The organism is Nocardia tengchongensis (assembly GCF_054781395.1).
This window is the reverse complement of record NZ_BAAGUM010000020.1, coordinates 73,152-87,963: the sequence shown is the minus strand read 5'-3', so window position 1 is coordinate 87,963 and position 14,812 is coordinate 73,152. Positions and strand designations below refer to the sequence as shown.

Here is a 14,812-nt window from a genome sequence, read left to right as displayed (position 1 = left end):
TGCCCGCGCCACGCATCCCGACCTGTCACGCACGTGGACGCGCGCCGGTACCGACATTCCCAAATGAACCCGCAAGTGTGGAGCGCGATCGACGTGTTCGTCTCCGGGATGATGGCGGTTCCCGCGAAATCATCGGTCGCCTCCGGAGGCACCGGGGGGGGAGAGGTTCACAAGGATCGGCGATAGGTCGCGGGCGATTGCCCGGTCCATCGGTGGAACGCACGTGCCAGGGTCTGCTGGTCGCTGTAGCCCAGTTGGCGGGCAATCGATTGCACCGGCCGCTCACGATCGTGCAGGAGTGCGACGGCCAGCTCACGTCGAGCTGTCTCGAGTTCGATACGCCAGGTGGTGTCGTATTCGGTCAAACGCCGTTGCAGGGTCCGGCTACTCAGTGCGAGCCGATGGGCGACCGCGTCGAGGGTGATCGCTTTGTCGGTGCTGCTGGAGAGCGTTTCCCCGAGTGCGGAGCGGAACGTCTCCAGCCAGGTGGGTACGAGTTCGGTGCAATCGATCACCGCTTGCGCGTAGAAGTGCAGAATTTCGCGCAGCTGCGGGTCGTGGTCGAGTGACCCGCTCGTTGGTCCGCAGTTGAGGAAGGTGAGCGTGTCCGATTTCTGGTTGAAGTGAATGTTGTCGGTGCCCAGGGCTTTCACGAGGTACCCACGGTGCGTGGGCGCGTGATGGGCGAAGTCGACGCGCACCGGTGTGGCTGCCTTGCCGAAACCTTCCTGGGCTCGCCGTACGGCCACAGCCAGCGCGAACTCGCGATGGACGGTGTCGACAGGTTCGCTGGTGTGGGTGTCGACGAAGCTCACGTGGAGTTGGTCGCCGTTTTCGACGACTCGGAATTCGGCGGCTGGGTCGCAGATGACCGCGCTGAACCGAGCCGCGTCACGGAAGCCCTCCGCCAGTGTCGGTGCGCTGCGAAACAGGTAGTCCCACACGTGCAGCCGCCCGAACTCCGCCGAGGCCGCTGCTTGTACGCCGACTTCGCGACCGGCTGTTCGGACCAGGACGTCCCACAACTGGTACAGATCCGCGGTCGGGATCCGGGTTCGGCTGTAGGGCAACAGTGATCGGTCCAGGCCGCCGATGTGTGCCAGGTGTGGTCCCTGTACCCCGGCCAGCTCCGCCACATCCAGTACGACCCGAACTACATGGGAGGACACGGTGTTCGCGAGCGCAGGCCGCTGGCCGCACACTCGGGCCGGAGAGTTCTTGTTCTGAACACCCATGATCGACTTCAGGTGGGGTGTGGCAAGTTCTTGGACCTTCATCTGTGCTTCGACCTTGTCGAGGTGGGTGAGAGTGGGCATGGGGGTGTCCTTCATCGGGTGGGGTGTGATGCGGTGGGCGGTGGACCGACGTGCAGGACTGCCTGTACGGCGGCCCGCAACTGTCGGCGGGCCAGGGGATTGGCGAGTCGGTCGCGGTGGAGCAGGATCGCTGTCGGCAGGTCGACCAGGCAGATGGTGAGGGTGTCGATCGCAGCTGGGTCGGCGCGCTCCCACAGCCGGCGCGCGAGCTGTTTCATCAGCTCGACGAGTTCACGCTGGGGTGCGTCGAGTGCGGCGCGCTGGTCTTCGGGCAGGTCGTCACCGAACAGGTCGGTGCGGCGCACCCGCAGGAACAGTTGCGTGGAGAGTGGATGCTGCTCGGCGAAGACCGCGGGCGCCTCGGCTGCGGCGAGCACCGCTGCCACCGGGTCCTCGGCCTGGCCGACCTGTTCGGCCTGCACCGCCAGGAATCGTTGCGCCGCGCGAATCCAGGTGCGACACAGCAGTTCGGTCCTTGACCCGAATGCGTGATAGAGCGCCCCGTTGGAGACGCCGGTGGCGGCGGCGACGGCGCGGATGGTGACCGTGCTCGGTCCCGAGCGCACCGCGAGGTTCTCCGCGGCGTCGAGGACGACGTCGGGGTTGTGCATGCGGGGTCGGGGCATGCCAGCGACGATAACAGAGCAACTGCTCTGTTATGAAGGACTTGCATGCTCCAGCAGGTCAGAGCCGTCCCAGCCGGTTCCGCCGGGCGGATTCAGCAACACCGGCGCAGCCTGCGCGACCCGTCGCGCGATGTCGCCGCGACGGGTCGGGGGGACGCAGGCCGCCAGTGCCATCGTTGCGCCGGTCGCCTGCACGGCGGCGACGCCGAGGCAGATCAGCACACACGCGAACCCGGAACTCGTCTCGACCAGCGCCACCACCATGACCGTCATTGTCGCCTGCCACGTCTGCGAATACTCCTGCGCCCGTGGCTGTTTCGGCCCGAGCTCGAGATTCCTGATCGAAGAGGCACTGGCTCGGCCGGTGTTGTTCGCCGCGTTCGCACGCCGACGCGGCGCGGTTGTGCTGCGTGTTGTAGGCCGCTTCGATGGAATGATCGACACCGCGGTGCCTGTGGTGGGGGAGGTGTCGGCGAGCCGCCCAGGGCGAAACCTACGCGTTCGCCGGAAGGTCCGTTCCCGCACCGCGTTTGCGCACCGCGACCAGGTCGTGGCGTGCCGGTGGCAGGGTCTGCTCCTGTGCGCCCTCGATGGTGAATCCGGCATCGGTGATCATCTGCCGGTCGTCGGCTCCGGGCTGGCCCTCGCTGGTGAGGTAGTCGCCCAGGAAGATCGAATTGGCCAGGTGCAGCGCCAGCGGTTGCAGGCCGCGCAGGTGGAGCTCGCGGCCGCCGGCCAGCCGCACCTCCACGTCGGGGAAGAAGAAGCGGAACAGCGCGAGGATGCGCAGGCACCGGTCGGGGGTCAGTTCCCACTGTCCCGCCAGTGGCGTTCCATCGAATGGGATCAGGAAGTTGACCGGCACCGAGTCCGGGTCCAGCTTCAGTAGTGCGAAGGCCAGATCGACGATGTCCTCGTCCGACTCGCCCATGCCGAAAATCGCTCCGGAACAAGGTGACAGCCCGGCCGCGCTCGCCCGCAGCACGGTGTCGACGCGATCGTCGAAGGTGTGCGTACTGCAGATGTCGGCGTAGCGCGCCTCTGAGGTGTTGAGGTTGTGGCTGTAGGCGTGGGCCCCGGCCGCCGCCAGCCGCTCGGCCTGGCCCTCCCCCAATAGGCCCAGGCACACGCAGATCTCCGTCTGCGGATGGTCGGCCGTGATGGCGGCAATGGTGTGCTCGATCCTGGTCAGATCCCGTTCTCCGGGCCCGCGCCCGCTGGCGACCAGGCACACTCGTTTGGCCCCGCCCGCAATCGCCTGCCCGGCGACCCGCGCGGCCTGCTCGGGCGTGATCCAGGAGTACTTCAGCACACCCGATGCCGAGCCCATCCGCTGCGAGCAGTACCCGCAGTCCTCCGGGCACAGGCCGCTCTTCATATTGACGATCGTGTTGAGTTTGACACGCGCGCCGAAGAATTCGTGTCGCACCCGCGAGCCCGCCGCCACGACGTCGATGAGCGGTTGGGTGCCGCTCAGTAATGCCAGCGCCTCCGCCCGGGTCGGAGCCGTTCGGCGTAACGCCTTGTCCACCAACAGATTCAACAGTCCATCAGTCATGCCAAGGCAATCTACCTCGAGCTTGAACACCGTTCAAGTATTGGAAGTATGGGGTTGACGTGGCCTTTTACGACACCTAATAGTCTGGGGGCGGGTGAAGTTTGCCGAATGTTCACGGGCCGAGTGCCCGGACGGGCGGTCCGGATGATCGGTAGCTTCGGGATCGGGAGGCAGGGGGTGCGGGGGAGAAGCCGGCTTCATCGATGATTGGCATCCCGCTCCGGGCCGGGTCACCGGCTCGACGCTCGCCCCGGAGCCGCACGCAGCCATGCTGGCCGCTTCACCCCATCCGGCCGCGCCCTCGTATCAGCAGGAGCAGGTCCTGCGGGCCACCCTGGGCAATCTCGATGCGGGTGTGCGCAGCCTCGCGGCTGTGCATGATCTCCTTCGAGGTTCCCGGTCGCCCGGATCTCGCGGCCATGGTGCGCACGGTCACCCGGTTCCTGCGCCGGCACGACACCTTTGTCAGCTGGTTCACCCACGAGCCGTGCGGGTTGGTGGTGCGGCGCACCGTCGCTGCCGAGGTGATCACCGTGGTCACGCAGGATTTCCGGCACGTCGAGTCCAGCGCGGACATTCGCGAGCACGTGCAGTCGCTGGTCCCGAATGCGTTGCACTGGGCCTGTCCACGGCTGTCGCTGCGGCCGTCGCATCGGCCAGACCGACGACCGCCGTGTCAGCTGGCGCCTGGTCGCACACCACGTGGTGCTCCGGCGAGGTACGCGCGCGAGCAGGGCCGCGGCGACGGAGAAGCGCACGGTCGTGGCTGGGCATCGGTGTCCGGCCGAGGCACGCCCCGACACCCGGTGCTGGGATTCGCCGGGCCCGTAGCAGACGGGCACCGCTGCGACAGGGTGTCTGCGCGGGAGACTCCCCGACGTTGTCACCAAGGGTCCGGCGGTCGAGGTTGTCGTGTATGGGAATAGTTGCCCCTGGCTGAGTGATTCAAGGGTTGCTGGACGATCGCGTCGGACTTGCGGCGGCGAGGGTTGTCGCGAGGGCGGGCCTGAGCGGGCCCACCAGTGGTCAGCGCGTTTGAGGTCAGGGTGCTTGAAGTTGGTGCGCTCCGCCGCGGCTGCCTGTGGCAACCGCGGCGGCGGGGGCGATGGCGGCGAGGTCGTGAGTGGCGGGGTCGTCAACGAGGTCGGGGTTGGACAGGACGTCATCGAGGATCATGCCGAGCAGGGCTTGGCGGTGGGTGGGGGAGTCGGCGGCCGGGCAACCCGGCTCAGTTGCTATTGCTGGTGGAAGGAGGGCTTTCCGCTGCAGCTCGAAAGGCCGTGCATTTGACCCGCGACATCGACCGCTCGTTGGCGCTCCGCGCGGCAGTGGTCGTGCGTGGCCTTGTTGGTCGGCGGATCCTGGGGTGTCCCACGGTGTTCGTCGATTTCGGCGGTTATCTGGTTGAGGGAATGCGCTCTGGCATCGAGGATGGGGAGATGTCGAGAGTGAAGTTCGTGCGTCGTGTGGACGGTTTGACCTATGAGTTCGCCCGTGAGGGCGAGGTTCATGGGTTTCCGTCGTATAAGCGTGTCGACCTGGATATCTGGTGCCGCCGACTCCCGGGCTTCGGGTGGGTGGTGTGCTCGGAGTCCGGTGAGGTGTCCAGTCGCCCGTTCGACGACGCGGGCCTTGGTGATCTTCCGCCCGAGGGCGTGTGGGTGAGCCGCAAGGGTGACCGCTCGTATGTCTATGACCTGGTTCGCGTCGATTCTCAGGCGGTGGCAGATCGCGAAGTCCGGTAGAGCTGTTTGGTTTTCAGCCTGGCGTAGAGGACGTCGCAGCGACGCCCTCGGCGCGACTACACGGTGGCGTTTGTACAGCAGCTTCTGGCTCCCCTGCGGGTTCGCGCACCGCGGGGACCTCAAGTTGTTCGGTGGCGGCCAGAACCTTGCGAGCGACGAGCACCATGCCGATGATGGCCGTGCCGAGTCCAGCAAAGACCAAGGGGTGCAACGGTTGTGCAATGATCGACCAGGCCAGTATTGCGGCGGTTACAAGGACTGACCACCTCAAGCTGTAAGCGGGAACGTCTGCGGCATGCCACTACCTTCTTTTGCGTCACGTGACACTATGCAAGAGGTGTCCGCCACACAGGCGCTGCCGATCATCTCGCCGCCGATACTCGCACCCACAGGAGAGCCGCCCGAAGCCGGGGCTGTGCAGCTCGTCGTGACGGGCGGAGGACTAGTTGGTGTGGTGATGCGGTAAGCGCTGTGGCCAGGGGACGAACCGCATCGCACGCGCAGGGGAGCAGGCTGTCGGAAAAAGAGAAAGCTGTTCTGACCGCAGGTTGGTGATCTCGGCGCGGTGATCGTCGGACAACGTCGCGGCATAAGCAACGTCTTGGTCGGCACATGCGATCTGCAGGGGTGGTGGCGTGGCATGATCAGCACTGACTGGCGCGGTCGCGAAGACGGCGGTCGCGGTCGGGCAAATCGGCTTCGGGGCAACGCATTTGGCGATTCCCCTGGTCCTTTCGTGGTGTGGCCACCGCTCGCGGATGCGGGCTTCTACCTGTCGAGCCCCTGCCCGAGTGCTTCAGCGCTGTCAGCCGAGGAGGATTCAGCTGGCGCCTCGTCCACTGCGGCGGGCGGCCCGCCCTTGCTGTTACGGGGCAGCAACGGCTTCAACCGCCGCCCGCTGGGCATCGCTCAGGTCCGCTCGCCCCGCCACCGCTGCGCTGGCCGCCGGGGTCTGCGTCTGTATTCAGGTCTGCTCGGTCGCTACCCGAAATACCGCAGACCTCGCCCATACGCCAACGCAGACCCCCCGAACACACAGATGGGTTGGCACCACACAGCAGCGCCAACCCATCGCACACTTCGACACAGACCGCAGGTGCCGGCTTTCTCGGCACTGTCTACACGGCCCCGGCGACTGGCTCAGCCCCCACTCCGGCGGAGTTGATGCCATGGCGCATCCAGTCCGCCGGCGAAGTCGTCAGTAGCAATTCACTACGGGACCAACAGGCACACAGCCGTTCTTGCCGAACGAGTCCAACGAGCCCGTCGAGGGAAGTCCGGCAATCGGCTGCGGCCCTTGCACATCCGCTGCGGTCGACGGAGGATCCAGTGTGATCTCGGCGACGGCCGAGCTCGTTCCGAACATCAGCACCGCCGCGCTCGCGACGACCGTTCCTACTGCCAACCGTGTGATGAACAAATGCGGCTCCTTTTCCGAGTGGTAACGGCACGAGAGTAACCGTGCAAACGAATCGTGACTCGCCATGAATTCTTCTGCCCCCCAATATCGGGGGATCGCCTTCGCGGTGGCGTCGAAAGTCGCTTTTTCGGCGTGAATTGCCCCTTGCTCGTCGGCCAGGGCCTGGTATGGATCATCTCCATGTCTGATGGGGTACACGTCAGCCGGACTATTGCCCCGGTAGCCGAGGTGGCCCGGGATATTCCGGCAATTGATCACGTCCTGTTTCGGTTTCGTGTCGCGCGAACTAGCCGAAACCGAAGTCGCGGAGACGTTCTCGACTTTCTGAACAGCAATGGCATCGCTCTTTCCAGCAGTCTGGCCCCTGAGACCGTGTCTCACGTCGTGATTCGTTTGCAGTGTGTCGTATTCGGTTGCGCGGCATGATGTCGGGCCGTGATCGATGAGCTGTCGCGCCGGCTGGTGCCAGACTTGTGGGAGCTGGCCGAGCCGCTGCTGCTGAAGTTCGGCCTGCGCAAGCAGGGCGGCGGTACCGCGCCGGCCGACCAGCGGGCGGTGTTCACCGCGGTGGTGTACGTGCTGACCAGCGGTTGCGCGTGGTGGTTGCGGCCGCCGTCGTTCGGGGTCACCGTGCCGACGGCGCATCGCCGGTTCACGATGTGGACCAGGGCGGGTCTGTGGCGGCGCCTGCATCGGGCGGTGCTCGACGAGTTGGGCAGTCAAGGCTTGATCGACCGATCGCGGGCGGTGATCGACGCGGCGAGCGTGCGAGCAATTCGGGGGCGATCTGGCCGGGCCGAATCCGGTCGATCGCGGTAAATCCGGTTCGAAGATCCATGTCCTGTGCGACCGTTCGGGAATCCCTCTGGCCGTGGGGTTTCGTCGGCCAACACCAAGGGTGCCGAAGCGTTCAAACCGTTCGTCAAGGCGATACCTGCGGTGTGTTCGCGGCCTGGACCGTGGCGGCGCAGATCCGCGAAGCTGCACGCGGACATGGCTTATGACATCGCCGATCTGCGCTGCTGGGTCCGCGGCCGGGGTATCGCCGTCCGGATCGCTGGCGAGGGCATTGAATCGTCGCAGCATCTCGGATGACGCCGCTGGGGCATCGCGCGTACGATTTCGTGGCTGAGCGGCTATCACCGGCTCAACCTGCGGTTCGAGGGCAAGGGCATCTGCGTTTTCCTCGCCCTCGCCGCCGCACTCACCTGCTACAAGAAGCTGGCGACGGCGAAATCGGCGACATGAGTTACGGTCCTGGCGGGTAGGCGTGCGTGGTCAGTGGGAGTTGCGGTCGAACGATGTTGGCGACGCCGTCGAGTATGCAGTGCAGTCCGAATTCGAAGATGCTGTGCGGCTGAGAGGCTTCGAAGGCGTCGGTCCCGAAGCGCGCGATCATCGGCAGTGTGCCCGAGGCGAACGTTTCCTGGGCTTCGCCGCTGCGCGCGCCGATCCATTCCTCGCGGGTGTTGTTCGCGAATTGTTCCCGGGCCAGCGGATACGCCGCGCTCTGGGTGTGGGTGGAGACCAAGATCGCGATCCGGACCATGGTCGGGAAGTCGAGGCCGAGATCGTCGACCGCGCGGATGCGCCAATCGGTGTACGCCATCAGTCGCGGTGCGATCGGTGGCCGGGTGGTCAACGCGAAAAGCTGTGGTACCCAAGGGTGTTCGCGGTAGATCTGCCATTCTTTGCGGGCGGAGAGTTCCAGCTTCGCTCGCCACCCCGGCGGGCCGGGTTCGGGTAGCGGGTGATCCCCGAAGACCGCGTCGATCATGAGTCGCCCGAGGTCCTCTTTGCCGGACACGTAGCGGTAGAGCGACATCACGCCGACGCCGAGTTCGGCGGCGGTGCGGCGCATGGAGGGTCCGGCGCCGCCTTCGCGGTCGACCAACTCGATCGCGGCCCGCACGACGCGATCGACGGAAAGCACGGCATCGGCCACCGCCGGGGATTCAGGGGCGCTTTGTTGTTTCGCCGCGACACGGTCCCGATACGCTCGCGCGCGGCATGCGCGGGAACAGTATGTGGCGGGTCTGCCGCGCACCGCAGGGGGCAGTTCGCGGCCGCAGATCTGGCAGTACGGCATACGAGCCTCTTTTCGTCACGGATCTTCGAGCGGTGACGAAAGTCTACCTTGGCGGCTCTGTTGTGTCGAAAATCGTGGCGATCTCCGTATGTGAGCAGCTCAATGCGACAGTTGACATGCAAGTGTGCGATATCTGCAGGTCCTCGGTACGGTGTATTTATGACTCGTACGGTGTACTCGGGAAATGTGTCGGAGGCGGTACTCGCGCGTAACAGCGTGGAGTTGCGTGAGGTGGTGAAGGTGTATGGGGAGGGCCCTACCGCGGCCAGAGTTCTCGACGGAGTGAGCTGGGGGTTTCCTCGGCGCACCTTCACCGCGGTCATGGGGCCGTCGGGCTCGGGAAAGAGCACGCTGCTGCAGTGCGCGGCAGGGCTGGACCGGCCGACGTCGGGATCGGTCTCGATCGAGGGAACAGAGCTGACGACCCTCGACGAGGCTACGTTGACACGCCTGCGCCGCGACCGGTTCGGCTTCATCTTCCAGTCCTACAATCTGGTTCCAACCTTGACCGTGGCGCAAAATGTCACGCTGCCCATGGAATTCGCTTCCCGGCCGATTCCGGCCGGTGCTGTGCGCAACGTACTGGCCCGGCTCGGCCTCGAGCAGTACGAGCACTCGCGGCCCGCGGCGTTGTCGGGTGGTCAGCAACAGCGGGTGGCGATCGCCCGCGCGTTGCTGGGCGATCCCACGGTGATCTTCGCCGACGAGCCGACCGGCGCACTGGACAGCCGCGCCGCCGCCGAAGTGCTCGGCTTGTTACGGGCAGCGGTCGACAGTGGGGGCCGCACCATCGTGATGGTCACCCACGATCCGGTCGCCGCGGCGGTGGCCGATGCTGTGGTGTTCTTCGCCGACGGGCGGGTGGTGGACGTGTTGCCTCGCCCCAACGCGGGCGCGGTGGCGGCGCGTATGGCGCGGCTGGCCGATGGCTTCGCCGAACAGGGCGGGATGCGATGATGTGGCGTTTTGCCCTGCGTACCGTACGAGCGCGGGCCTCTGCCTATATCGCCTCGGCGTGTGTGATCGGTGCTGGAACAGCGTTGCTGACCGCGTTCGCGGCGCTGGTCGAGACCGGCATTACCACCCCGGAGGGCAGGGGGGAATCGCTGGCCATTCTGGCCGCGATCATGGGTGGTTGGACCGTGGTTGTTGTGGCGTTCGGGATCGCCTCGACGGTCACGCTCGTAATTCAGCAGCGCACACAGGAACTGGCCCTGATCCGATTGATCGGAGCGGTTCCGCGGCAGGTGCGCGCAATGGTAGTGGTGGAGACGAGCGCGGTCGCGTTGCCCGCTGTGGTGGCCGGGCTCCTACCGGGTATCGGACTGGGCGTGTTCCTGCTCGATCGGATGGTCGGGGTCGGTGTGGTTCGGGAGCCGATCCAGCTTGCCGTGAGCGGGGCGACCATCGCTGCGAGCGCGGTGATCTCGGGGCTGTCGGCGGTGGCGGCGGCGGTGCTCGCCGGTCGGCGCGCGGCGATGGTCGCGCCGGTGCTCGCACTGGCCGACCCATCGGGCACGCAGACGGGCCCGGTCTCCCGGGCGAAGACGATCATCGGTGTGGCATTTCTGCTGATCGGCATCGGCTCCGGGATCGGTACGCTGTTCATGGCCGACGGGCCGCTGCTGGCCGCGGTAGCCGGGCCCGCGTGCATCGGTGTCGCGATCGGCCTGGCGCTGTTGAGTCCCTTGCTCGTCGTGATGCTCGGGCAGATCGCGGCGCTGGTGCCGAGCAGTGTCGGCCGATTGGCGATGCGTAATCTGTGCGCCCGTGCCATGCAAGCGAGTACGGTCGTCGGCGCGCTGGCCCTGCTCGTCGGTATCGCCACCGGCACGCTGTACATGCAGAGCACCGAGGACAGCATCGTCGATCACGCACCCGATGACATCGGACCGCAGTTCGCAGCCGCGAACTACCTTGTCGTGGCGATGATCATCGCGTTCTGCTCGATCGCGGTCAGCAATTCGCTGATCGCGGCGACCTGGCAGCGCCGCAGGGAGTTCGGCCTGCTCCAGCTGACGTCGTCGACGCGGCGTCAACTGCTGGGCGTCGTGGCGGTCGAAACTACGGTCGCGACCCTCATCGCGGTTGTCCTGGGCACGATTGCGGCAGCAGCCACCGTCGTTCCTTACAGCATCGTCAAGACCGGGTCCCCGATCCCGGCCGGTCCGTGGTGGATGTACCCCGCGATCGTGGCAGCCGGTTTCGCCATCGCCCTCGCTGCGACCTTGTCGACGAGTGTTCGTGCCACCCGCATGCGACCGGTCGTTGCGCTCACAACGCCGTGAGCCCACTCGGGAACGACCCCACCGGCGCACCCGCGTTCGGACCGACATCGAAAGCAGGTAAGCCATGACCGAGAACCGATAATTCGGCCTAGTCCTCCTCGGCGTCAGGATTCGTCGGCGAAACCACCGCGCGCGACCTCGCGGGCGCCGCACCCGAACCTGCGCGAATCGCGCCGGCCGGGCGTTCATCACAGAAGCTGCACACTTTGTGACAACCTGGGACCCGCCGCCGCGAGATAGCTCCTGGTAGTGGTCGGCACGTCCGATCAGAACGTCCTTGAAGCTCTCGTCACGCGGACCGCCGTCGTGATCGCCATTGCAAGCCGCCCATGTCAGCGTTTCCGAGCGTCACCAGCACGACCGCGACGGCGACGACACCGACCCACGCGGTGCGAATCCCCTCGTGCAGCACCAGGCCCACGACGACAGGGGAGGAGGCGGCGGCCGTCCACGGCGGTGGCTGGCCGAAATTGCGCAGCATGTACAGCGCGATGACGGCCTCGAGCATGAGCAGGAACAGCCAGACGGTGTGCCGCGCAGCCCGAACCGGGGTTCCAGGTCGATACCGGAGCTGTCAGCGTGAGCCATCGCCCCACACCAGTGTCACGGTCGTTCCCTCACCCGGCTGGGATTCCACGAACGCCGAACCGCCGGCCAACTGGCGCATACGACCCAGGATGCTCATGGAAATGCCGAGACGATCGAAGCAGACGGCGGCCAGGTCGAAACCCGCGCCGTCATCGCTGAAGACGATGCGAATGCTGCCCGTGCTGACCGTGGCGGTGACGGTGCGGCGCACCTCCCGGCCCGGAACGGCGGCGTGGCGCAGGCTGTTTCGCACCGCCTCGGTGAGCGCGGCGGCAATGGTGCTGGCCGAGTGCACGGGCATGCGCAGGTCGTCGTAGCCGGGCCAGGTGCGGGTGGCGAAGCGGACGCTCGGATTGATCTCCTGCACCGCGGCCCGCAGGAACAGCACCGCGGAGCGGGCGTCGAGCAGGTCGGGATCGCGCTGGGCGTCGCGGCATTCGTCGAGCTGCTCCAGGGTGCGCTCGGCCTGGCGTTGCAGCACATCGGATTTGGCGCCGGCCCGGGACGCCTCGAGCAGGGTGGAGAGCACGGCGTCGTGGATGAGGGCGGCGAAGCGGGCGCGCTCCCGGTCGCGGGACTGCGCGGCGGCCTGAGCGGCGGCACGGCGGCTGGTGATGGCGGACTCGCGATCGACCCGCGCCGCGGCCCTGGTGGCGACGGTCCCACACCAGAGGAACAAGACCGACAAACCCGCCGAACGCAGGAAGTTCTCGGTCACATGCTGCGGAGTGACCGAGCTGAGCGTGTACACCGTGGTCAGCGCCGCCGAGGTCGCGGCGACCAACAGATAGACCACAGCCACCCGGGTGGACCAGGCCAGCACCGCCAGGGTGACCGCCAGCGCGGTCACCTGGTAGGGCCAGACCATGGTGGCGTCCACGGTGTGCATCTGCAGCCCGAACGGGATGGACGCTAGAGCGCCCAGGAAACTCAGTGCCGCACAGCCGCAGACGAAGCGGATGGCCCGCGGACCCGACACCGCCGACACCACGGCGATGATCGGATACCAGCCGAAGACCAGCACCACCGCGGTCACCGTCCACCATGCCGGCGCGTAGCGGCCCTGTTGGGCCACCCCCGGCAGTCCGACACCGCCGACGATGATGCCGGCGATACCGATGGAGATGCCCACCCGCCGCATGATGCGGTCGCTGGCGGTGGCCGGGTCCTCCCGCCCGCGCAAACGCTGGGTCAATGCCGCGAGAGACGACATCGGCCGGGGTGCGGCCGCCGATTCCAGGGTGCCCGAGATCGTCACGTCCGCGGATTCCGCTCGGGAACGGGCAGCCACCCGTCCTCGACGGCCCGCTTGTACAGATCGGTTTTGGTCGGGGCCGGGCGGCCGGCGACGGCGTACTTCTGCCGGATGCGGCCCAGATAGTCGTTGACCGTCTGCTCCGAGAGCCCCGCCATGCGGGCCACCCGCGAGGCCTTCTCCCCCGACGCGTACAGCTGCAGCACCTGCTGCTGGCGCGGGCTCAGCCCGACATCGGACAGCTGCGGGTCGCCGTCGATGGCGGCGGCCCAGTCGGTGGTCACCACCTGTTCGCCGTGCGCGGCCCGGCGTACCGCCGCGACCACCGTCGGCATGTCCTCGGACTTGCGCACCACACCCAGCACGCCCGCCCGGGCGGCCGACCGCACCAGGAACGAATTGTCCGCCCCGGTGAACACCAGCACCTCGATCCCCCGCGCCCGCAGCGCCCGCACATTGTCATCGGGTGAGGATCCGTCCGCGAGTCGCAGATCCAGCACCACCAGATCCAATCGCGGCCCCGCCGACAGCAATTCCGCCACGGTCCCGGCCGTGATCACCAATTCCAGATCGGCTTCCGGGGCCAGCATGGCCGACAACCCGATTGCCACCGACTCATGGTCCTCGACCAGCCCGATGCGGCGTATCCCCGACTCTTGCGCCTCCACAGCGGCCGTCACCTCTTCCCACACTCCCAAGCGACGTTCCTTGCCACTTTGCGTCGGGCCAGTATAGGAAGCGGCGGATTTGCCGGGTCGGACCACCACCGAAAGCTACCGCGGCCGCCGGTTCACTGATCTGGTCGGTTCCGGTTTGTCTGATGCTGCGGCCCGGTGTTGCTCGCCGCAGTTCGGTGTTATCTCCTTTACACCCTCGCCGTGGCCACGGCTGTCGGTGGCTAGGACCCGTGTGGAAGGGTTGCTTGCGCGAATCGGACCAGGGCGCCGCTGACTTCGTGTGGTTGCTCCTGCTGCACCCAGTGTCCGCAGCCTGCGAGGATGACGGTCTCGCGCAGTTGCGGAACGAACTGGGGCAGTGCATCGATCAGGTCGGAGGCATAGTTGCCGAAGGAGTCTCGGTCGCCATACACGAACATTGCAGGCACCGCGATCTTCGCGCCGGTCCACGCACCCATCAGTTCCCAGCTTGCGTCGATGGCCCGGTAGTAGTTGAGGCCGCCGCTGAATCCGGTGTTCGAGAACGCCGACACATAGGCGTCGAACTCGGCCTGGGACAACCAGCTCGGTAGCGTGCCGGGATCGGGGTGGGCGTCGAGCCAGCGACCCTCGGGTGCCAGTACCGGGTTCCAGAAGGTTTGTGCGGCTCCAGATCCGGAGTGGAACACGCCGCGGAAGGTTGCAGCGATGTCGGCCGACAGCTCGGTGTCGGCGAGGCCTGGCTGCTGGAAGTACTGGATGTAGTGACGCTCACCGAACCGTTCTCGCATCATCGCCCGCAGGCTGTGGGGGCCGCGCGGCACATACGGCACGCTCATGCCCACCACGCCACGCACCAGGTCGGGCCGCAACAGTGCGGTGGTCCAGGCCACCATCGCACCCCAGTCGTGCCCGGCGACCACCGCAGGCTCGCCTCCGTAGGCGTCGATCAGCCCGACGACGTCACCGGCCAGATGCAGCTGCGTGTATTGCGCGGTGTCCGAGGGCCGATCGGTACCGCCGTAGCCGCGTAGATCCGGTGCGATGGCCCTGTAGCCGGCAGCGGCCAGTGCCTGTAGCTGGTGGCGCCATGAGTAGGAGAAGTTCAAGAATCCGTGCAGTAGGACGACCAGCGGCCCACGTCCCTGCTCTGCGACCCGCATACGGATCCCGTTGATATCTAGGAAGCGATACTCGATATCGGTCATGGCGCAGACGGTAGCCAGAGGGGGTTTCGCCCGGAAGGGACGTTCTTCTGGGTAGGGTACTGA

Annotated in this window: 14 protein-coding genes and 1 pseudogene; 4 read left to right on the top strand and 11 right to left on the bottom strand. The window is 66.6% G+C overall.

The window, feature by feature from the left end:
- Nucleotides 1-167: 167 nt before the first annotated feature.
- The 5 genes from ACYVKL_RS37425 to ACYVKL_RS37405 form a co-directional block, all read right to left on the bottom strand.
- Complete coding sequence (locus ACYVKL_RS37425) at nucleotides 168-1,316, bottom strand: helix-turn-helix transcriptional regulator (protein WP_379172525.1); 1,149 nt, start codon at nucleotides 1,314-1,316, stop codon at nucleotides 168-170.
- A gap of 11 nt (nucleotides 1,317-1,327) precedes the next feature.
- A complete protein-coding gene (locus ACYVKL_RS37420) occupies nucleotides 1,328-1,942 on the bottom strand; it encodes a TetR/AcrR family transcriptional regulator (RefSeq protein WP_379172523.1) in 615 nt (204 codons plus the stop codon).
- A gap of 30 nt (nucleotides 1,943-1,972) precedes the next feature.
- Nucleotides 1,973-2,206: a hypothetical protein gene (locus tag ACYVKL_RS37415; protein ID WP_379172520.1), complete on the bottom strand. Its 234-nt coding sequence runs from the start codon at nucleotides 2,204-2,206 to the stop codon at nucleotides 1,973-1,975.
- A 229-nt stretch (nucleotides 2,207-2,435) separates the two neighbouring features.
- A complete protein-coding gene (bioB, locus tag ACYVKL_RS37410) occupies nucleotides 2,436-3,500 on the bottom strand; it encodes a biotin synthase BioB (protein WP_379172518.1) in 1,065 nt (354 codons plus the stop codon).
- A 280-nt stretch (nucleotides 3,501-3,780) separates the two neighbouring features.
- Complete coding sequence (locus tag ACYVKL_RS37405; RefSeq protein ID WP_379172516.1) at nucleotides 3,781-4,041, bottom strand: hypothetical protein; 261 nt, start codon at nucleotides 4,039-4,041, stop codon at nucleotides 3,781-3,783.
- 745 nt (nucleotides 4,042-4,786) lie between these two features.
- Between ACYVKL_RS37405 and ACYVKL_RS37400 the strand changes: the two genes are divergently transcribed.
- On the top strand, nucleotides 4,787-5,245 hold the full coding sequence (locus ACYVKL_RS37400) for a hypothetical protein (protein ID WP_379172513.1): 459 nt from the start codon (nucleotides 4,787-4,789) through the stop codon (nucleotides 5,243-5,245).
- A gap of 1,198 nt (nucleotides 5,246-6,443) precedes the next feature.
- On the opposite strand, the gene ACYVKL_RS37395 is transcribed toward ACYVKL_RS37400, so the two are convergent.
- Nucleotides 6,444-7,046: a hypothetical protein gene (locus ACYVKL_RS37395; RefSeq protein ID WP_379172511.1), complete on the bottom strand. Its 603-nt coding sequence runs from the start codon at nucleotides 7,044-7,046 to the stop codon at nucleotides 6,444-6,446.
- A gap of 54 nt (nucleotides 7,047-7,100) precedes the next feature.
- Between ACYVKL_RS37395 and ACYVKL_RS37390 the strand changes: the two are divergent.
- Nucleotides 7,101-7,913 (top strand): annotated as a pseudogene (locus ACYVKL_RS37390) (IS5 family transposase).
- A gap of 1 nt (nucleotide 7,914) precedes the next feature.
- On the opposite strand, the gene ACYVKL_RS37385 reads toward ACYVKL_RS37390, so the two are convergent.
- Nucleotides 7,915-8,598, bottom strand: coding sequence for a TetR/AcrR family transcriptional regulator (locus tag ACYVKL_RS37385; protein WP_379172509.1), 684 nt, complete (start codon nucleotides 8,596-8,598; stop codon nucleotides 7,915-7,917).
- A 315-nt stretch (nucleotides 8,599-8,913) separates the two neighbouring features.
- Here ACYVKL_RS37385 and ACYVKL_RS37380 point away from each other — a divergent pair, with 315 nt between their 5' ends.
- Nucleotides 8,914-9,711, top strand: a complete 798-nt coding sequence (locus ACYVKL_RS37380; protein WP_379172506.1) for an ABC transporter ATP-binding protein — start codon at nucleotides 8,914-8,916, stop codon at nucleotides 9,709-9,711.
- A 62-nt stretch (nucleotides 9,712-9,773) separates the two neighbouring features.
- A complete protein-coding gene (locus ACYVKL_RS37375; RefSeq protein WP_379172504.1) occupies nucleotides 9,774-11,042 on the top strand; it encodes an FtsX-like permease family protein in 1,269 nt (422 codons plus the stop codon).
- Nucleotides 11,043-11,331: 289 nt separating this feature from the next.
- On the opposite strand, the gene ACYVKL_RS37370 is transcribed toward ACYVKL_RS37375, so the two are convergent.
- The 4 genes from ACYVKL_RS37370 to ACYVKL_RS37355 all read right to left on the bottom strand — a co-directional run bounded on the left by ACYVKL_RS37370 (nucleotide 11,332) and on the right by ACYVKL_RS37355 (nucleotide 14,749).
- Nucleotides 11,332-11,550, bottom strand: coding sequence for a hypothetical protein (locus ACYVKL_RS37370; protein ID WP_379172502.1), 219 nt, complete (start codon nucleotides 11,548-11,550; stop codon nucleotides 11,332-11,334).
- A 66-nt stretch (nucleotides 11,551-11,616) separates the two neighbouring features.
- Nucleotides 11,617-12,888, bottom strand: coding sequence for a sensor histidine kinase (locus ACYVKL_RS37365; RefSeq protein ID WP_379172500.1), 1,272 nt, complete (start codon nucleotides 12,886-12,888; stop codon nucleotides 11,617-11,619).
- The gene (locus ACYVKL_RS37360; protein WP_379172499.1) at nucleotides 12,885-13,583 is read right to left on the bottom strand and encodes a LuxR C-terminal-related transcriptional regulator; all 699 of its coding nucleotides are present in this window, start codon (nucleotides 13,581-13,583) and stop codon (nucleotides 12,885-12,887) included. Before ACYVKL_RS37360 ends, ACYVKL_RS37365 begins: the two co-directional genes overlap by 4 nt.
- A 200-nt stretch (nucleotides 13,584-13,783) precedes the next feature.
- Complete coding sequence (locus ACYVKL_RS37355) at nucleotides 13,784-14,749, bottom strand: alpha/beta fold hydrolase (RefSeq protein ID WP_379172497.1); 966 nt, start codon at nucleotides 14,747-14,749, stop codon at nucleotides 13,784-13,786.
- Nucleotides 14,750-14,812: the final 63 nt, after the last annotated feature.